The following is a 19,112-nucleotide window of genomic DNA, read 5'->3' as shown; positions in this document are numbered from 1 at the left end:
AGTTTTAAATTAAATATTTTGGACTTTGTCTAAACACAAAAACCTTTACCACTCGAGTAAAGGTTTTTTTTATAAATATTTGTATTGTTTAGTTAGAAATGACAGATGATAATATCGTGCTTTTAATAAGTTAAAGAATGAAAGGTGGAAATACGTTTGACGACACTATTGTATATCACAGCACATCCTCACGATAAGTCTACTTCGTACAGTATGGCGGTTGGTGATGCTTTTATCGAGAGTTATAAAGCTGCACATCCTAATGATCAAGTAGTACATATTGACCTTTATAATGAAACGATTCCTCATATTGATGCTGAAGTGTTTGCAGGCTGGGGGAAACTTCAATCTGGAGGATCTTTTGATACACTTTCTTCAGGAGAGCAATCAAAAGTAGGCAGACTAAATGAGATTGTTACTCAATTTGCTGAAGCAGATAAATATGTATTTGTAACACCTTTATGGAACTTTTTATTCCCTCCAATTATGAAAAACTATATTGATGCAATTTGCGTTGCTGGTAAAACTTTCAAATATACTTCTAATGGTCCTCAAGGATTATTAGGTGGTAAAAAAGCATTGCATATCCAGGCACGTGGAGGAGTTTATTCAGAAGGACCAGCTGCAGGTCTAGAAATGGGACATCGTTATATTGGAGTGATAATGGGCTTCTTAGGTGTTCAAGACTTTAATGGAATTTTTGTAGAAGGTCAAAATCAATTCCCAGACCGAGCACAAGAAATTAAAGAACAAGCAATTCAAAAAGCTAAGGAAACTGCAAAGGATTTTTAATATGAGTACAACAAAAAAACTCACTTTTTTGTGAGTTTTTTGTTCTTTTTAGTTATATTCAGGAATTATCGTCTTCTAGTATTTTAACTTATTCATGAAACTGTTATGGGTAAGTTAATTACAAATATTAGCGTTTATAAGTCCTCATGAGTCGACTACTTCAAATTTTCTTCATTCATTTTCACCTTGCCAAATAGGTAAATAAATCCGAAATATGGATCCTTCATTTTCTTTACTACTTACTTTAATTTTACCTTTAAACTTTTCGATTATATTGAAGCAAACTGTTAGCCCAATCCCTGTGCCTCTTTCTTTTAGTGAGTAGAAGGGAGTGCCGAGCTTATCAACTGTTTCTTGGGACATTCCAATTCCTGTGTCTATGATTTCAATAAGTGCATATTCATTTTCTTGTAAGAGATTGATCGTTATAAAACCGGCATCATGCATCGATTCGATTGCGTTTTTCATCAAGTTAACGAGAACTTGTTTAAATTCAATTGGATTTATTTTTGTATAAAGTATTTGGTTTAAGTTTAAATGGAAACCGATGCTTTGGCTATTTGCCATGGAGGCAAGCAAATCAGTTACCTTCAATATTTCTTTATTTACTTCTACAACTTGTAGCGTTTCAGTTTGAGGTTTTGCTAGTGATAAATAATCATTAATAATAATTTGAGCGTATTCTAATTCTTTTAGCATTGCATCTACGTAGTATTTTTCGTCTGGGTTCATTGTTTTTGTTTTTTGAAAAAGTTGTGCAAAACCTTTTACGACGGTAATTGGATTACGAATTTCATGTGCAATCGTTGCAGCTAGTTGACCAATCGAATTTAATTGTTTCGCTTGTTGTATTTCCTTGTAATTGGCTTCTAAAGCTATTACCTTCGTCTCTGTTTGCAAAAATACAAATAAGAGTATTAATTGTATGGAAAGGAATTCTAATATATTGCCGATAGGGTCTAATGCTATATAAGAATATTTTTCTTTTAGATCGGTGAATGAGATTAGTAATACAAAAGTAGGGCCAATTATTATATTTAATGCCCAACCGATATAAAATGCTATCCGATTATATAAAAAAATCGTGAAAATTGGAATGATTGCTACAAAACTATACATTGTTGATGTGTCTGGGTATGTCCAAAATTTAATATACACATATAGTGATGAAATGGTCGTAAATAATACTTTCGAAAAAGTATTATCTCTTTTAATAAAATTGAATAAAGCAAAAATAACAATGAACATTAAGATAATTTGAATAATAAGTTCAATTGGATGATCCTTAAAAGTTAAAGGAGAGAGTGTAATTCCTACTAATAATAAGGAAGTGATTGAAGCCATAAAGAAAATATAAATTCGACGGCTCCTTTTGTTGTAGTACTCTGTATTTTTCATGCTTCAATCTCCGTTCTGAAAAGAAACTTTCAATAATATTTTACACTTTTCAGAAAATTATTTATAGATAAATTATGACAAAATTAATTAAAAAAAGACCAAAAAAGTGTTTTTTTTGGTCTCTTAATTTAAATTAATTAGAAAATGAAACAGTGATCGTTACAATCTCAGAAGGGTTACCTGTTCTAATTGGAGGTCCCCAAGTTCCAAATCCTGATGAAACGACAAAGTGTGAGCGTTCTTTTTGTAAATAGCCCCAATCAATTTCATAAAGTCGACGGGTAATTAAGTGATTTGGCATAAACTGTCCGCGATGTGTATGACCAGACACTTGTAAATCTACGCCTAATTGTGTTGGAATTTCTAAATGATAGGGTTGATGATCAAGTAAGATAATTGGTTTTGTATGATCGATTCCTTCAAGTAGTTCATGTAAATCTAAGCGTTTTTTACTTGCAAGGTCTTTACGTCCAACGATATAGAAATTGTTCTCAACGAGTTCTTTTTCATCTAATAAAATATGAATTCCAGCGTCCTTTAAATGCTTGGCAAGTAAATCTAAATGTCCACCATAATAATCATGATTACCAGGTACTGCGTATGTACCAATTTTTGGCTTTAACTTTTTCAACGTTTGAATCATATTTTCCTCAACAAATGGAGTAATATCTTCATCAATAATATCTCCAGCAATTAAGACTAAATCAGGGGAAAGTTTATTAATCTTTTCAACAAGAAACGCTAATCTTTTATTGGTGACTAATGTGCTTAAATGTAAATCTGAAACTAGTACAATTGATAGTTCTTTATACTTTTCATTTGTTTTTTCAACATTGATGTCATAATGTACAATCTGTGTATCTAGCGCACTTTTTCTACCTTTTGCGATAAGGCTTGCGACAAATAATATGACAATTGTTCCAAGTATCACAGTTATACTACTTGGTTTGAAAGATGTAAATTCTCTTAAAATCAGTCCAACTAAATCAGCAACGATGACAAAGAAAATTAAATAATAAAAGATGGCTAACCAGTATGCTCCAATTTTATGGATCGGTTTAAAGAATGATGTAGGAAGCTTACTTTTTAGAACTCTTGAAAGAATGTACGCAAAAGTTATTAACAGAAATACGATCCAATAGATTACTTTTATTGTTGGATTCATCCATTTACTTAGCAAAGCATTAATATAAATCCATCCATTAATACCTATGTAAAAATTAATTAGGAAAAAGAAAATCATAACCAAAATAATATTTAATACGATTCTTTTATTCATAGTGATCCCTTTCATACGATAGTGGTAAGGTACTTCTAGTATAAATGTTTAAACTTATAAACGCACCTTTTTCACTATCTATAAATTGTAAAAATATTAATCAAATTGTAAAAATATTAATCGACAGAATATGAAAAATAGTGTGTGTTATTAGGGGAAAATAAAGGATTTTTGGAATTATTGTCGTATTATATTTATGTTAGTTATATTTCGAAAATTTCGAATCTAGTGAGGATAAAAACGTGTTAATCGAAAAACTTTTGCTACATGTTTTAATCATATTAAGTCCAATATTAATATACAGTATTATTTATGAAAGGCATGGCTATAAAGATAAAATTTATCTTTTTGGTATGTTTCAGGCTGTAGCCGGTTTTTTTTGCATGGCCTTTCCATATCCAGCATATGGGTTGTTTTGGGATTTAAGATATATCCCACTAACGATTGCGTTTCTTTATTGCGGTTATCGCTGGGGGATCGTGACTTTTTTAGCGATCTTATTAGCTAGATTAATTTTAGGTGGAGACGCTACCATATTTGGTATCATCAGTATTACCTTATCCTCACTAGGATCTTTAATTTTATTCAAATGGTTTTGGACATTTAAACCTAAACAGAGAATATTAGCAACAGCTCTTATTAGTTTATGGCCTGCTTTAGTTCAACTAGGAATCTTATTTACTTTTTTAATCGTAAATAAGATTAGTTTTAAAAGCGATTACAGACTATTTGGGTTAGTTTTGATTTTTATTGTTATAGAGTTAATCGCAATTACTTTAGGAGCAAAACTGATTGAAACACTAATTGAAAATAAAATACTTCATAAAGAAATACAAAGAGCTGAGAAACTTAATACGTTAAGTGAAATGGCAGCTTCTATTGCTCATGAAGTTAGGAATCCACTTACAGTTGTTAAAGGTTTCCTACAATTAATGCAAGAAAGCAAAGACAATCAGTCTATGGAATATTTGCCACTAGTATTAAGCGAATTAGGTAGAGCAGAAGGAATCATTAATGATTATTTAAACTTTGCAAAACCACAATTTGAAAAAGTAGAAACGTTCAATTTAAAGCAATGTGTTTCAGATGTAGTCACCTTATTAGTTCCTTTAGCATTAAAGCAAAATGTTAAATTAAAAGGGGATACAGAAGTCGAAACATTTATCAATACAGATAAAAATCAATTTAAACAAGCACTAATAAACCTAATTAAAAATGCAATTGAGGCAACTAGCTCAGGGGGATATGTACATACGAAGCTACACGAAGAAAAAGATAAAACGGTTATTACGATTAGAGATAATGGAAAAGGAATGACTAAAGAACAGCTTTCACGTATTGGTACACTTTTCTATTCAACGAAAGAAAAGGGAACTGGCGTAGGGACAACAGTTTCTGTTCGAATCATTGAAGCAATGAATGGAACAATCACTTTCGAGAGTAGCGTTGATGAAGGAACAAAAGTAACAATTAAACTACCAAAGGTTGAGCCTAAAGAACGTAAAGTGAATGGATAATTGATTATATTTTTAAAATGGTAACACTTTAATGCAAAAATGTAAAAACGCTTAGAAGTAGACTAAGCGTTTCTGTTAATATTAGTTGTGTCCATAATATTATTTCTTTCTAGCAAACCAAACTGTCCAGCAGTCTTTTTCAATTATACGAGATTGATGCTGAAGCTTATTATCGATGAATTTTACTAATTGATTTAGCTCTTCATCAGTGAGTTCATGAAGAATTGATCGACCTGTTCTAAGTAATAAATCACTCCGAAGTGATTCTAGGTCAGTATAAATGCGTCTTGTTTCCCAAAGTTTTACTGTATTTTCTATATGAAATCCAGATGATTCTAATGCTGTGCGCATTTCTTGTGAATCATATCTTCTTGATATTTCTTTCGTTTTCAATTTTGGATAAAGGTCAAAAAAATAACCTCGTAAATGGCTATCATCTCCAGGAAGTAAACAATCTTCTGGCGTCCGGTCTTGTACGATTAATATTCCGTTCTTTTTTAGTAAACGATTTGCCTCATTGAAACAGGTATTTAAATTATCTAAATGATGGACTAAAGCTCTTTCCAAAACTACATCATAACTTGAAGATGGAAGTTTAGTATGATATGCATCTCCTTTACGAAAAGAAATGTTACTGTAGTCTATACAGTTTTCAGCAGCTCCTTTAAGCATTTCCTCTGAAAAATCTACCGCCGTAACGTGGTTTACTTTTAACTTAGTGAGAGCTTTCGAATAGATCCCTCCACCACAGCCTATATCAACTGCGTCTTTTCCATGCAAATCAATGTTATCCCTCATTAACTGAGTCCAAGATTGATCAGCCTCTCTAGTTGTGTAAGTCTTATTATTTTGTGCATCGTGGAAGTTGATGGCCATTTAATTACCTCCCCAAATTTGAATCAGGTGCTTCTATATACTAGTATAGACGATGATATTACACTGAATTATATCAATAAGTTATTGGCATTAATAAGATATTTTTATTAAGAAAAGCGTTAGATAAAAAGGAATGGTGAAAATGGAAGATACAATAGTAAGATTTGAAAGCCTAAGAACGGAATTAATCAATCACTATGAAGCATCAAAAGGAAGTATCTTTGGCCATAAAGGATTAAAAATTCAAGGTAAAGTTTTTGTGTTCTATAATGAACCTAATATTGTTGTAAAGTTAAAGCCAGAAGATGTTGCAACAGCTTTAAAATTAAGCGGAGCAAAAAACTTTGACCCAATGGGTGGGAAACCTATGAGAGAATGGGTTGAAATTCCATACGGGGATCAACAGTGGTTTGATTATGCAATAAAAGGTATGACATACGTTAAAAGTTTACTAAAAAATTAATAACTAAAAATTTGTTTTTGATAAGCTATGGATGGAAATTTAATTATTTCTATCGCTTTAATGTTAAGGGAGAATGATATAAGTGAACAACCGTAGAGTAGCAGTTTCTTGGAGTGGTGGGAAGGATTGTTGTTTAGCATTAGATTTACTAATTAAAAATAAATATGAAGTGGCATGTCTAGTATCAATGGTATCGAAAAAGGATGAGAGGAATCATGCGCACGGGACTCCACTTGATTTCTTGCAAATGCAAGCAGATGCAATGGGAATTCCTCTTGTCATGATTGACTCAGCAGGTAAATACGAGGAGTCAATGATTAATGGACTTAAAACAATAAAAGATCAATTTGACCTTTCTGCGATTGCATTTGGTACTTTATATGTCGAGGAAGATCGACAATGGAATGAACTAGTTGCAACTAAGGCGGGACTTGAACCGATGTTCCCGGTGTGGATTAAGAAAAGTGAAACTACTAATTTACTGGACCAATGGCTTGCGACTGGATACGATGCAATTATTTGTAGGGCAAGAGAGAATATTTTCGATTCTACAATCGTAGGTAAGAGCTTAAATAAAGATTTAAAACAACTGTTCATTAGCAAAGAAATCTGTTTAATGGGCGAGAGCGGCGAATATCATACGTTTGTAATTGATGGACCAATATTCAAAGAGCGCTTAAATATAGTAGAGGCAGATACAATTCTAAATAGTGGATTATGGTCTTTAAATATTAAGGAAATACAAACGTCTATTAAATAGATTTGTATCGAGTTTTTTATAAAGATAAGATAGTTTGAGATTGATATTAACATTGCTTTAGTTGGGTGCGTAGAAAAAGTAACTGCAAATAAAAGTGGTAAAAGTGCAAATAAAATCCTCGAAACTGCAATTAAAAATCCTAAAACTGCAAATAAAAATGACAAAACTACAAATAAACCGCCTAGACCTTCTAATCAATGGCCAAATCAATATAAATTTACTAGATTCAAATAAGTCCGATCAAAAACAAGCTAAAATCACTAAAATATAATTAATTTAGGTGACTTTAGCTTGTTTTTAGTTTTTACTTACTTTCGATCATTTGTCGTTAAGTACCAGTCAGCATAACGCTTAATACCTTCACTAATTGAAACTTTAGGTTCATAGTTTAAGTCATTTTTGATTTTTTCAATGTTTAGTGTATAGTCGTAGCTTAAGAAGTTGGCAATATGCTTGGAAACCTTTGGTGGCTTGTTCGTAATCCTCGCAATTATTTCTGAATTCAAGGCGATAAATGATAGTAGTTTTGGTGAGATGTTTTTTGTATTCAACTCTTTATTTAAGGCGAAGAAGAGCTGTTTAAGCACGTCAATTAAATAAATAGGTTGATCATTTGTAATATTGTAGTATTTACCATTAAAGGCATCATCTGCATTCATACAAGCGATAATCATATCGACAACATTATCGATATAAGTAAAATCCATTAGAACTTGTCCTTTATGAACTAATGGAATTCCGCCATTTTCATTTATCTGTATAAATCTTCCGAAAATCGTATGATCGAAGGGACCAAAAATTTGTCTAGGTCTTAGTGAGATTGCAGGTAGTCCTTTTTCGATTGCATCTTCAATGATTAAATCTGCCATATGTTTTGTTTTAGCGTAGAAATTAGAGTGTTTTGATGGCAGCGGATCACTTTCTTTAACATCATTACGACTCTCACTAGTAAAGTACACACTCGGGGTCGAAATATTAATAAACTTTTTTAAATCTGTTGAAAGTGAAGCTTGAACAATATTTTTTGTTCCTTCAACATTTGTTTTTTCAAAATCAGAAAAACGTCCATAAGGTGCTGCAAGTGCAGCACAATGGATTACATAGTCTACATTCTTTATTTTTTCTTCTAATAAGACAGGGTCATTCAAATCTCCTTTAACAAAGGTGACATTTTCCATCTTATTGAAAAATTTAGCTGCTTCCTCATTTCTTCCAAAGGCTATAACGGAATAGCCCATTTCACTTAATTTTTTAGTAGTATGTTTTCCTAAAAAACCCGTGGCACCACTTATGAAAACATTCATTATTCCACCCCGAAAAGAAATTATTGTCGCTCAAAGTTTATGAATCTCGTTCCTTGGAAAGTTAGCTTTCCTGTATCATTTTCTACTAATTGACCATAAATGAATCCATCAATTTGAAATTCAATTCTGTCTCCAGATTCGACCTCAAGTGTAACATAATAATGTGTAGAGGAATGAGCGAACTGGTTCGTATTAGCACGCTGAACATAATCTATTCTTTTAGTAACTATTTTTGCTGGGACAATTAATTTGGGTTGTTTATTATTATAATTCCATTGCTTTAATCCTTTTATTAGTGCAAAAAATATACCTGCAAAAACGAAGACGAAAATGATTGGAAATACGAAAGCGATAATTTTAAAAATATCAAAACCTGCATCAAACCCTGACATGATTAAGACCCCCTTTTAATAAATTGTAAGTCTTACACTTCTTAATTCTTTTTATATCAAATCGAACTCTCTATATATAGTTTATTAAATTTTCTGAAAGTAATAAACTTATTTCTTTCAACAAGTAAATAAAATTGGTGCGGTATTGTAAACGTTCGAGTTTTTTAGTGAATTTTATTTCTATTATTATTTAGGTATAACTCTAAAAATGATCCGACTAGTAAAAAATGTAAAAAAATTACTATTAATAATCTAATAGAACTACTGCCCAAAAAGCTTTAAACCAATTGGGAATTTCGTTATTTTTCTTATATGAACATTAATTGTGACAGAATAAAAAACTAAGTAAAAAATCCTTCCATTTTAGTAAATTTTAATTTATAGGAGTGATAAGGAAATGAATGTTAAAGACTTAGTAACAGTTTACAATCAGTATTACAGTCATTCTAATTTACGCGTTTTTTTTGTATCTGGCCATACTGACGAAATCGAAGAAATTACAGACTTTGATGGAAAAGGTCACCATGCTTCACAATCATTAGGCATTTATGTGCTTTTATCTAGAACAGAGACACAATTAATTAAATTAGTATCCTTAAACTTTGAAGATTTAGGAATCATTGAAATTTCTTTAAATGATTTAGGTGACGAAATAAAGCATGACTGGACTAGCTACTTAAAGAAAGTGATAAGTTATTTAAAACAAGCAGGGTATCGTATTAATAGGGGGATGGACATACTGATTTACAGTAATCTTCCAAATGAAGTCGGACTATCCTCAACTAAATCAGTTGAAGCTTTAACAGATACAATGTTAAAAACTTTATACGAATAGAAACGAGAAACCACATCAATATTTTCAACAAGTAAAAAACAACTAAGATTACTCCGGAAAATTAAATTCTCCTCCTGTAAATTATAATATTTCAAATTTGCTTAAATAAAACTTAATTATACGATCTTGATTTAAAGAAAATAAAATATGTAAAAAATTCTCCATATTTAATGAATAATCGTACAACCTTGAACTGTTAAAATTAAAGTAATAGTTTCGAAAACAATTCAGATTGGAAGGTTACGAGGAGAGTTGTAATGACTACAATTAAAGAAATTGCCGAAAAAGCAGGTGTATCGATTGCGACTGTGTCAAGAGTGCTTAATTATGACCCAGCACTATCAGTAAGTGACGATACAAAACAAAGAATTTTTGAAACAGCAGAAAAGCTTTCATATAAGAAAAAATCGAAAGTAAAAAAGAATATTGCAAAAATCGCACTTGTTAAAGGTGATAATGGAAATGAAGAATTAAGTGATCTCTTTTATATGCTAATTCGTTTTGGAATTGAAAATAAGTGTGAACAAAATTCCCTGCACATTTCTACTTTTTTTCGTGGGAATGAAAAGGGGATGTTAGATGAGCAAATACTTGGTGTGATTGCATTAGGTAAGTTTGATGATCAGCAAATTAGTTCATTGAAAAAAGTATCGAAAAATATCGTTTTTGTTGATTTTTCACCAGATGAAGAGAAATACGATTCTGTTGTTACAGATTATGAGAATGCTATTATAAAAGTTTTAGATCATTTTATATCGCATGGACATCAAAAAATCGGATATATTGGTGGACGCGAGTATGATAAGAAGCAAGGTCAAAAAATTAATTCTCGAGTAAAAACATATAAAAGTTATTTAGAGGAAAAGGGGCTCTTTCGAAAAGAGAATCTGTACTTAAGTGAATTTACAGCTGAAGCAGGGTTTAATTTGATGAACAAAGCAATACGAGAACAAGGTGGAGATTTGCCAACAGCATTTATAATAGGTTGTGATACGATGGCTGTCGGATGTTTAAGAGCACTTCATGAAGCAAAAATATCAGTGCCAGAGCGTGTAAATCTAATTGGGATGAATGATTTCGTGTTTTCAAAATATCTTTTTCCTAGTTTAAGTACTTTGAAGGTATACACTGAATTGATGGGTGAATCTGCAGTGGATTTATTAATGGAAAGACTTTTAGGTAGGAAAGTAGCCAAAAAAGTGATTGTTCCTACAACGTTAAAGATTCGTCAAAGTAGCCTTTAATGCAGGTGTTTGCGAAATTTGTAAGATAATTTCTAAAAATTAAACTTTTTACTTTTAATCTTAACTCTTTTTAGTATAATTAAAAATTAAAAGGAGTGGGAACGTGAAGGTTGGGTATTTAGGTCCTGAGGCGACTTTTACACATGTTGCTGTTCGGTCTGTTTTTAAGAATGATGAACATATTGCTTATTCTAGTATTCCTGTTTGTATGGATAATGTAGCTGAAGGGGAAGTTGATTTAGTGGTCGTTCCAATAGAGAATTCGGTTGAAGGATCTGTGACTACAACAATTGATTATCTTGTACATGAACAGCCATTAAAAATGGTTGGTGAAATTATTATACCGATAAGACAGCATTTATTGATGGCAAAAGGACAAGCACATCGAGTAAAAGATATTGAGGTGATTTATTCTCATTCTCATGCGTTAGCTCAGTGTCACACATTTTTGCATAATCAATATAAATATACAAAATTAGAACCAGTTACTTCTACAAGTGCTGCGGCTAAAATGGTTAGTGAGCAATCTAATGAGTGTATAGCTGCGATCGCTAACGAATTTGCTGCAAAGAAATATGGGTTAGAAATTGTTGCTTCAGATATTCATTCAAATTCATATAATCACACGAGATTTATTGTTTTACAAAGACATAATGCGAAACTGGAAACGAATTATTTTGAACCTAAACATACTAAGGCAACTCTAGTTATTAATATGCCGGAGAATCGTGCTGGTGCGCTTCACCAAGTACTTTCAGCATTTGCTTGGAGACAGATTGACCTTTCAAAAATTGAGTCCCGCCCGACGAAAACTGGATTAGGAAATTACTTTTTCATTGTTGATGTTGAGATGGGCTATGATGACGTATTATTACCTGGAGTAAAGCAAGAATTAGAGGCTTTAGGCTTTAGTGTAGAAGTTTTAGGAAGTTACTCAACAATCTCATTATAAGAAAAGAGAAGGTATAAAAACCTTCTCTTTTATATTTTTTATTTTTACATTAATAGTAGTAATAAGGGGGAGGACAATAGTAACCTGGTGGGCAATAAGAGTAAGGATAGCCATAGCCATAACCATAACCACCAAAGCCCCAAAATGGGAAAAATGGAAAAAATGGACGGAAGAACGGACGGAAAAATGGACGTCCAAATCCAAATCCGAATCCAGGTCTACCAAATCCAAATCCAGGTCTACCAAATCCGCCAAATCCTCCATGAAAACCTCCGAAGCCACCGTGTCCAAAGCCACCGCCACCAAATCCATGTGGACGATACTCATGTTCATTCGACATATAAAAAACCTCCTTTACTTATGAGTCTTACATAACCAAAATATGCAGGACAAAAGTGGAAGGTTTGGGCAAAATGTATTTTATACTGAATTTAAAAATTAAAGTTATTTAATACAAATCTTTCTATTTATTAAAATTTAATCATTCAATAAATTAAACTTACGAATTCGATATTGTAAGTTTTGTCTACTGATGCCTAATTGTTTTGCAGCCTGAGTAATGTTGCCGTTATGTTCATTTAAAACATTCATAATATGATGTTTTTCTTTGTTCAATAAAGTATTTTTTAAATTTGATTTTTCATCTATTGATTCTACCTGTAATGTAACGTCTTTTTGTCGTTGAACGACTGGAGTAGTACTTGTATTTCTATTTTCATTAAAAAACCTAGATGGTATATGAGTTGCAGATATAGTTGTTTCATTTTCTACTAAGTTCATTGCACCTTCAATCATATGTTCAAGTTCGCGTATATTACCTGGCCAGTTATGATTAAGGAAAAAGTTTGTTACATTTTCATCTAAGTTAGTTACCCGATGGCCAAAAAGACGATTATATTTTTGAATAAAAAAGTTTGCTAACAACAATATATCTTCGAAGCGTTCACGTAGTGGCGGTAGAAATAATGATACGACACTTAGACGATAATATAAGTCTTTACGTAAATGATTATTCGCGATTGCTTCAATAGGGTCTTCGTTGATCGTAGCGATAATTCGGACATCTAATTCTTTTTCGTTAATATCACCTATTCTTCTAACTTTACGTTCTTGAATAACCCTTAAAAGTTTAGCCTGTAAGTTAGGGCTAAGTGAATTAATTTCATCTAATAGTAATGTTCCACCATTTGCCTCTTCAAATAATCCAGGCTTATCAATTGCCCCAGTAAATGCTCCTTTTTTTGTCCCAAAAAGAATACTTTCAATTAAGGATTCTGGAAGTGCGGCACAATTTTGAGAAATGAATGGCTTTGTTGCTCTTTTGCTGGCATTATGAATACTTTGAGCGAATAGTTCTTTACCTGTTCCAGTTTCTCCAACAATTAATACGGAGGAAGAAGTTTTGGCAGATCTTTTTGCATCTTCTATTATGTTTTTAAATGACTCGGATGTTCCGATTAATTGTTCAAATGTATAACGTGTATTTCGGTTTTGAAGTATACCTTCTTGCACAGATTGCTTCAATTCCGTCACGTCGCGAACCATTTCGATCGCTCCAATAATTTTATTTTCTTTCATTATTGGGTAAGTATCATTGATTGTCGTAACTTCTTTTCCTTTATTATTAAAATAAGATTGTTTAATATTTTTTCGTACTTTACCTTTTTGGAGGGCATCAAGTAAGGTGCTCGATTGGTTTTTTTGAAACGTGAAGACATCTAAAAGATTTTTATGTAAGACATCCTCTTCATTCATCATTTCAATTTCCATCATTTTCCGGTTATACACCATTGTATTTGCATCTTGATCAACTACATGTATACCGATATCTATTTCTTCTAATATTAATTGTAATAATTCATCAACAGCTAAAAAGTTTTGCTTATCATTTTTCATATAATTCTCTCTTTTCATAGTAACAATAGAAAAAATTTGCACTTCTAACTATTTTTGGTAAGATAAAAAGGCAGTTTTTTTCCGAATGTGCTAATTTTCTTTGTTAATCGTTTTTTTGCTGCAAATATTCTATGCATATTTTAATTAATTTTGCGCCTGAATGCAAAAATATTTTGCAGTAAATTGAAAACGGTAACATACAGAAGGATGTATAACGCTTAGAATAAGTACATTTTGTGAATTTTAATTTATTTAACATGTTTGGCACGGAAATTGCTTATTATTTTAGTAAGAAACTAAAAAAATTAATCAATAATATTGGGGGAACTCAAATGACAACTAATTCTCAAAAGATCATTGACCAAACAAATCAATATGGCGCAAATAACTATCATCCACTTCCAGTAGTAATCTCTAAAGCTGAAGGTATTTGGGTTACAGACCCAGAGGGTAACAGATATTTAGATATGTTAAGTGCATATTCTTCTGTAAACCAAGGGCATCGTCATCCAAAAATTATCCAAGCTTTAAAAGATCAAGCTGACAAAGTTACATTAACTTCTCGTGCATTCTATAGTGAAAACATGGGTGAGTGGTATGAAAAGGTAGCAAAAGTTACTAACAAAGATATGATTTTACCTATGAACACTGGTGCTGAAGCTGTTGAGACAGCTATTAAAGCTGCTAGAAGATGGGCTTATGATGTTAAGGGGGTAGAAGAAAACCAAGCTGAAATTATTGCTTGTGTTGGAAACTTCCACGGACGTACGATGGCTGCAGTTTCTTTATCATCAGAAAAAGATTATCAACGTGGATTTGGACCATTCTTACCAGGAATTAAGTTAATTCCGTATGGCGATATTGAAGCATTAAAAGCTGCAATTACGCCTAATACTGCTGCATTCTTAATCGAACCAATTCAAGGTGAAGCTGGAATTAATATCCCTAAAGAAGGGTTCTTACCTGAAGTAGCTGAAGTTTGTAAAAACGAAAACGTATTATTTATTGCAGATGAAATTCAAACAGGTTTATGTAGAACTGGTAAAACTTTTGCGTGTGATTGGGATGGAGTAACTCCTGACATGTACATTTTAGGTAAAGCACTTGGTGGCGGAGTATTCCCAATTTCATGTGTTGCTGCAAATCGTTCAATCTTAGGCGTATTTGAGCCAGGTTCTCACGGATCTACATTTGGTGGCAATCCTTTAGCTTGTGCAGTTTCTGTAGCTGCTTTAGAAGTTCTTGAAGAAGAGAAGTTAGCTGAGCGTTCAAATGAGCTTGGAAACTACTTTATGGAAAAATTAAAAGAAATCGATCATCCTCATATTAAAGAAGTTAGAGGACGTGGATTATTTATTGGTGTTGAACTTCATGTACCAGCACGTGTTTATTGTGAAGCATTAAAGAAACAAGGTTTATTATGTAAAGAAACACATGATACAGTAATTCGTTTTGCACCACCATTAATTATTTCAAAAGAAGATTTAGACTGGTCAATTCAACAAATTAACGAAGTATTTAGCCAATATAAAGCAACTGTATAAATGGAGCGATAAAAATGACAACTACAATCCCACAAAATGAAGTACAAAACAAAATCAAAGAAGAAGGCAGAGAATTAATTGAGTCTACTCAAGAAGTAATCTCAGAAGCACTTCATAAACTTGGTTATTCAAAAGAACTTTATGAGTTATTAAAAGAACCATTACGATTTTTAACAGTTCAAATACCGGTAAGAATGGATGATGGCTCAGTGAAAATTTTCACTGGCTATCGTTCACAACATAATGATGCTGTAGGTCCTACAAAGGGTGGAATTCGTTTCCATCCTGAGGTTAATGAGGACGAAGTAAAAGCTTTATCAATGTGGATGAGCTTAAAATGCGGTATCGTTGATTTACCATACGGTGGGGGAAAAGGCGGTATCATTTGTGATCCAAGAAAAATGTCAATTTATGAGTTAGAGCGTTTAAGTAGAGGATATGTTCGTGCGATTAGTCAAATCGTTGGACCAACAAAGGATATTCCTGCTCCAGACGTATACACTAACCCACAAATTATGGCTTGGATGATGGATGAATATAGTAGAATTCAAGAATTTGATTCTCCTGGATTTATTACTGGTAAACCACTTGTATTAGGTGGATCAGAAGGACGTGAAACAGCTACAGCTCAAGGTGTTACGATTTGTATCGAAGAGGCTGCTAAACGTAAGGGAATCGATTTAAAGGGTGCTAGTGTCATTGTTCAGGGATTTGGAAATGCGGGTAGCTTCTTAGCGAAGTTCATGGTTGAAGCAGGTGCAAAGGTAGTCGGTATTTCTGATGCACTTGGCGCATTATACGATCCAGACGGTTTAGATATTCATAGCTTACTAGAAAAAAGAGATAGCTTCGGAACAGTAACTAATTTATTTACTGATGTAATTTCGAATAAAGAATTACTTGAAAAACCTTGTGATATTTTAGTTCCAGCTGCAATTTCAAACCAAATTACAATTGAAAATGCTCACAATATTAAAGCATCAATCGTAGTTGAAGCTGCAAATGGTCCTACGACTCTAGAAGCTACTAAAATATTAACAGAGCGTGAAATTTTACTAGTTCCAGACGTACTAGCAAGTGCTGGTGGAGTTTCTGTTTCTTATTTTGAGTGGGTTCAAAATAACCAAGGTTACTACTGGTCAGATGAAGAAGTTGCTCAAAAACTTCGTGAAAAAATGGTGCGTTCATTTGATAGTGTTTACCAAACTTCAGTTAACCGCAAAGTTAATATGAGATTAGCTGCATATATGGTTGGTATTCGCAAAATGGCGGAAGCATCTCGTTTCCGTGGATGGGTTTAATAGACTAATAGGTTTGCTCCAGGTGGAAATTCCATCTGGAGCACTTATATTGTATTGACAGATAATAAAATCTATTTTTATAATTAAGATATTATTTCGTTACAATAAATTTGTATACGCTTACAGATATTATCTGAAAATTTAGTCTTAAAATACGTTGGTTTAAAGCGTTTTAGTGTTCGTTAAGGGAAGTATGGGAACTTATATTCTGTTATATCAGAATATTTTAACTTATACGCACAATTTACATCTAGAGGAGGGACTTTCATGAAACAACAAGAACAGGGGTTAAAGAAAGAGCTTAAAAGCAGACACTTGTTTATGATTGCTCTTGGGGGAGTAATTGGGACAGGATTGTTTATGGGATCAGGTTATACAATTAGTGAAGCTGGCCCAGGTGGAGCAATATTAGCCTACTTAGTAGGTGGATTCGTAATGTATTTAACAATGCTATGTTTAGGAGAATTAGCAGTTAATTTACCAGATGCTGGTTCTTATCAAACTTATGCAACTAAATATATCTCACCAGCGTCAGGCTATGTAGTTGGATGGATGGCATGGTTAAACTGGTCGGTAACAATCGGTTTAGAGTTAATTACAGTTAGTATGTTAATGAAGAGATGGTTTCCAGATGTACCGACTTGGATCTGGTGTGTAGTATTTGGGGTATTATTATTCGCAGTAAATGCACTTTCAACGAAATCCTTTGCTGAAGTTGAGTTTTGGTTTGCAAGTATTAAAGTAGTAACAATTGTTCTTTTTATTATTTTAGGTGGAGCAGTAATGTTTGGCTTTGTACCAATGGAAGGGACAAAGGCTCCAATGCTTTCTAACTTTACAGACCATGGTGGACTTTTCCCGAATGGCTTTCTAGCAATTATGATTACAATGGTTGCAGTTAACTTCTCATTCCAGGGAAGTGAATTAGTAGGAATTGCAGCTGGTGAAAGTGAAGATCCAGCAAAAGCTGTACCTAAAGCGATTAATAACACTGTATGGCGAATTCTAGTATTCTTTATTTTATCAATATTTGTTTTAGCAGGCTTATTCCCTTGGGAGAAAGCTGGCTTAGTAGATAGTCCATTCGTAGTAGTATTTGATAACATCGGTATTCCATATGCAGCTGATATTATGAACTTTGTTATTATTACAGCAGTGCTATCAGTTGCTAACTCAGGTTTATATGCAACATCTCGTATGATGTATTCAATGGCTCAAAAAGGAATGGTTAGTTCGAAATTAGGAAAACTATCTAAAAGAGGTGTACCATTAAACGCTTTAACTTTTAGTATGTTCTTTGGATGCTTATCTCTATTATGTGGTATTTATGCTGAAGACACGGTTTATCTATGGCTACTATCAATTGCAGGATTTGGTTGCTTATTCGTTTGGGCAAGCATTGCATTATCAAATCTTTTAGGTAGAAAGAAATACATTCAAGAAGGTGGAAAATTAGAGGATTTAAAATATAAAACGCCTCTTTATCCAATCGTTCCAATCGTTGCTTTTGTTTTAAATGTGGCTGTAATTATTAGCCTTGCATTTATCCCAGACCAACGTATTGCATTGTACTGTGGTGTTCCATTTATGATTGCATGTTTAATCTATTATCATTTCTCTGCTAAGCATAAGATTGAAAAACATGAGCAAGAAGTGAGTAAAAAAGTAAGTTAATAATTTTTTTGAGATTGTCTCAATAGTTTGTGAAAACTCGCTAGTAAATTACTACTAGCGAGTTTTTTACGCTGTTGAAAAAAAACCTTGTCAATTAAATTACCAAATTTTCGTAAAAGGAGTAGAGTGATGTTGATTTCCACTACNNGGGGTCTCAGCCTTCCCGCAAATCCCATAGGAGTCGAGCACCCTTTCGTTCCAATCAACTTATTCATAAAAAAAAGTCTGCAATAAACCCTAATCCAAAATCCTTTACTTAGAGTAACCTAACCGTTGTGTATTAATCAGCTTGTAGGTCAACTAATATCGAACTTTAATTAAACCAATCAACTGAATTTGTTTTCTAAAATTTGCTCATAATATTTTTAACTTCAGAAAAAAATCATTACTAGTGATTTTGAATCATAAAAATGCTTAAAATATTAACGTTTAAAACCAATGATATATCATCCAAAAAATGATTATATATAAATAAGTTCAATTTAATGTTCGTTTTCCCTATTGAACATTTTAAATTTCAACACTCTGAAAACTCGCTAGTAAGTTACTACTAGCGAGTTTTTTTTTCTTGAATTGTTGATCGGGTTTAGCGTATTGAATAAAAATTACTACTTTATTAACAAAGTTCACAATTTTATCAACAGTGTGCATATTTTCATTACTATTTTTTTGATTTTAAAGAGGAAAGCGGCTACTTATCCACTGTTTTGATAATCTTAATACTGTTTTTAACTGATCCTGCATTAAATATCAACAAATGTTGGTAGGTCTTGTTAATAACTTTTAGTAAATCAATAGAGAAAGGAAGAGGGTGGTTACTTATCCACATATTTACTGTTATGGCTATGTATTCATTATGAGTTATACACAAAAAAGAACTGTCCC

At 32.5% G+C, this 19,112-nt stretch carries 17 protein-coding genes; 10 read left to right on the top strand and 7 right to left on the bottom strand.

What is annotated here, in order from left to right; translation table 11 throughout:
• Window positions 1–156: 156 nt before the first annotated feature.
• Complete coding sequence (locus COE53_RS13970; protein WP_069032735.1) at window positions 157–792, top strand: FMN-dependent NADH-azoreductase; 636 nt, start codon at window positions 157–159, stop codon at window positions 790–792.
• Window positions 793–963: 171 nt separating this feature from the next.
• Here the strand turns inward: COE53_RS13970 and COE53_RS13965 are convergent, their stop codons facing one another.
• Together COE53_RS13965 and COE53_RS13960 are read right to left on the bottom strand one after the other, a co-directional pair.
• Entirely contained in the window at window positions 964–2,190 is a 1,227-nt protein-coding gene (locus tag COE53_RS13965) for a sensor histidine kinase (protein ID WP_069032736.1), read from the bottom strand.
• A gap of 133 nt (window positions 2,191–2,323) precedes the next feature.
• Window positions 2,324–3,469 (bottom strand): metallophosphoesterase, encoded by a 1,146-nt coding sequence (locus COE53_RS13960; RefSeq protein ID WP_069032737.1) that lies wholly within the window; start codon window positions 3,467–3,469, stop codon window positions 2,324–2,326.
• A gap of 242 nt (window positions 3,470–3,711) precedes the next feature.
• Between COE53_RS13960 and COE53_RS13955 the strand changes: the two genes are divergently transcribed.
• Window positions 3,712–4,986, top strand: coding sequence for an ATP-binding protein (locus COE53_RS13955; RefSeq protein ID WP_098948297.1), 1,275 nt, complete (start codon window positions 3,712–3,714; stop codon window positions 4,984–4,986).
• Between the two features lie 99 nt (window positions 4,987–5,085).
• On the opposite strand, the gene COE53_RS13950 is transcribed toward COE53_RS13955, so the two are convergent.
• Window positions 5,086–5,862 carry a class I SAM-dependent methyltransferase gene (locus COE53_RS13950; protein WP_098948296.1) on the bottom strand — a complete coding sequence of 259 codons (777 nt, stop codon included), beginning with the start codon at window positions 5,860–5,862 and terminating at the stop codon, window positions 5,086–5,088.
• Between the two features lie 142 nt (window positions 5,863–6,004).
• Here COE53_RS13950 and COE53_RS13945 point away from each other — a divergent pair, with 142 nt between their 5' ends.
• A complete protein-coding gene (locus COE53_RS13945; protein WP_069032740.1) occupies window positions 6,005–6,325 on the top strand; it encodes a hypothetical protein in 321 nt (106 codons plus the stop codon).
• An 82-nt stretch (window positions 6,326–6,407) separates the two neighbouring features.
• Window positions 6,408–7,085: a Dph6-related ATP pyrophosphatase gene (locus tag COE53_RS13940; RefSeq protein WP_025569145.1), complete on the top strand. Its 678-nt coding sequence runs from the start codon at window positions 6,408–6,410 to the stop codon at window positions 7,083–7,085.
• 308 nt (window positions 7,086–7,393) lie between these two features.
• On the opposite strand, the gene COE53_RS13935 is transcribed toward COE53_RS13940, so the two are convergent.
• Together COE53_RS13935 and COE53_RS13930 are read right to left on the bottom strand one after the other, a co-directional pair.
• Window positions 7,394–8,389: an NAD-dependent epimerase/dehydratase family protein gene (locus tag COE53_RS13935; protein WP_098948295.1), complete on the bottom strand. Its 996-nt coding sequence runs from the start codon at window positions 8,387–8,389 to the stop codon at window positions 7,394–7,396.
• A gap of 20 nt (window positions 8,390–8,409) precedes the next feature.
• Window positions 8,410–8,781 carry a DUF2500 domain-containing protein gene (locus COE53_RS13930; RefSeq protein WP_025569142.1) on the bottom strand — a complete coding sequence of 124 codons (372 nt, stop codon included), beginning with the start codon at window positions 8,779–8,781 and terminating at the stop codon, window positions 8,410–8,412.
• 397 nt (window positions 8,782–9,178) lie between these two features.
• On the opposite strand from COE53_RS13930, the gene COE53_RS13925 reads away from it, so the two are divergent.
• From COE53_RS13925 to pheA, 3 genes are all read left to right on the top strand, one after another.
• A complete protein-coding gene (locus tag COE53_RS13925) occupies window positions 9,179–9,616 on the top strand; it encodes a galactokinase (protein ID WP_025569141.1) in 438 nt (145 codons plus the stop codon).
• Window positions 9,617–9,873: 257 nt separating this feature from the next.
• Complete coding sequence (locus COE53_RS13920; RefSeq protein WP_069032743.1) at window positions 9,874–10,860, top strand: LacI family DNA-binding transcriptional regulator; 987 nt, start codon at window positions 9,874–9,876, stop codon at window positions 10,858–10,860.
• A 103-nt stretch (window positions 10,861–10,963) separates the two neighbouring features.
• On the top strand, window positions 10,964–11,812 hold the full coding sequence (pheA, locus tag COE53_RS13915; RefSeq protein WP_098948294.1) for a prephenate dehydratase: 849 nt from the start codon (window positions 10,964–10,966) through the stop codon (window positions 11,810–11,812).
• A gap of 49 nt (window positions 11,813–11,861) precedes the next feature.
• On the opposite strand, the gene COE53_RS13910 is transcribed toward pheA, so the two are convergent.
• Window positions 11,862–12,152, bottom strand: coding sequence for a hypothetical protein (locus COE53_RS13910; protein WP_025569077.1), 291 nt, complete (start codon window positions 12,150–12,152; stop codon window positions 11,862–11,864).
• Between the two features lie 137 nt (window positions 12,153–12,289).
• Window positions 12,290–13,708: a sigma-54 interaction domain-containing protein gene (locus COE53_RS13905; protein WP_025569076.1), complete on the bottom strand. Its 1,419-nt coding sequence runs from the start codon at window positions 13,706–13,708 to the stop codon at window positions 12,290–12,292.
• Between the two features lie 332 nt (window positions 13,709–14,040).
• Here COE53_RS13905 and COE53_RS13900 point away from each other — a divergent pair, with 332 nt between their 5' ends.
• The 3 genes from COE53_RS13900 (at window position 14,041) to COE53_RS13890 (ending at window position 18,227) form a co-directional block, all read left to right on the top strand.
• Window positions 14,041–15,252: an ornithine--oxo-acid transaminase gene (locus COE53_RS13900; RefSeq protein ID WP_025569075.1), complete on the top strand. Its 1,212-nt coding sequence runs from the start codon at window positions 14,041–14,043 to the stop codon at window positions 15,250–15,252.
• Between the two features lie 14 nt (window positions 15,253–15,266).
• The gene (locus COE53_RS13895) at window positions 15,267–16,553 is read left to right on the top strand and encodes a Glu/Leu/Phe/Val family dehydrogenase (protein WP_025569073.1); all 1,287 of its coding nucleotides are present in this window, start codon (window positions 15,267–15,269) and stop codon (window positions 16,551–16,553) included.
• A gap of 267 nt (window positions 16,554–16,820) precedes the next feature.
• On the top strand, window positions 16,821–18,227 hold the full coding sequence (locus COE53_RS13890) for an amino acid permease (protein WP_025569072.1): 1,407 nt from the start codon (window positions 16,821–16,823) through the stop codon (window positions 18,225–18,227).
• Window positions 18,228–19,112 lie beyond the last annotated feature (885 nt).

The organism is Bacillus sp. AFS029533, from assembly GCF_002585125.1.
Taxonomy (GTDB): domain Bacteria; phylum Bacillota; class Bacilli; order Bacillales; family Bacillaceae_G; genus Gottfriedia; species Gottfriedia luciferensis_B.
The sequence above is the reverse complement of the archived record's forward strand: the minus strand, read 5'-3'. Positions and strand labels throughout refer to the sequence as shown.

Excerpts from the sequence above, each read along its gene's own strand:
- COE53_RS13965 (WP_069032736.1), bottom strand. The coding sequence starts at position 2,190 with ATGAAAAATACAGAGTACTACAACAAAAGGAGCCGTCGAATTTATATT.
- COE53_RS13960 (WP_069032737.1), bottom strand. The coding sequence starts at position 3,469 with ATGAATAAAAGAATCGTATTAAATATTATTTTGGTTATGATTTTCTTT.
- COE53_RS13950 (WP_098948296.1), bottom strand. The coding sequence starts at position 5,862 with ATGGCCATCAACTTCCACGATGCACAAAATAATAAGACTTACACAACT.
- COE53_RS13945 (WP_069032740.1), top strand. The coding sequence starts at position 6,005 with ATGGAAGATACAATAGTAAGATTTGAAAGCCTAAGAACGGAATTAATC.
- COE53_RS13935 (WP_098948295.1), bottom strand. The coding sequence starts at position 8,389 with ATGAATGTTTTCATAAGTGGTGCCACGGGTTTTTTAGGAAAACATACT.
- COE53_RS13930 (WP_025569142.1), bottom strand. The coding sequence starts at position 8,781 with ATGTCAGGGTTTGATGCAGGTTTTGATATTTTTAAAATTATCGCTTTC.
- COE53_RS13925 (WP_025569141.1), top strand. The coding sequence starts at position 9,179 with ATGAATGTTAAAGACTTAGTAACAGTTTACAATCAGTATTACAGTCAT.
- COE53_RS13920 (WP_069032743.1), top strand. The coding sequence starts at position 9,874 with ATGACTACAATTAAAGAAATTGCCGAAAAAGCAGGTGTATCGATTGCG.
- COE53_RS13910 (WP_025569077.1), bottom strand. The coding sequence starts at position 12,152 with ATGTCGAATGAACATGAGTATCGTCCACATGGATTTGGTGGCGGTGGC.
- COE53_RS13905 (WP_025569076.1), bottom strand. The coding sequence starts at position 13,708 with ATGAAAAATGATAAGCAAAACTTTTTAGCTGTTGATGAATTATTACAA.
- COE53_RS13900 (WP_025569075.1), top strand. The coding sequence starts at position 14,041 with ATGACAACTAATTCTCAAAAGATCATTGACCAAACAAATCAATATGGC.
- COE53_RS13895 (WP_025569073.1), top strand. The coding sequence starts at position 15,267 with ATGACAACTACAATCCCACAAAATGAAGTACAAAACAAAATCAAAGAA.
- COE53_RS13890 (WP_025569072.1), top strand. The coding sequence starts at position 16,821 with ATGAAACAACAAGAACAGGGGTTAAAGAAAGAGCTTAAAAGCAGACAC.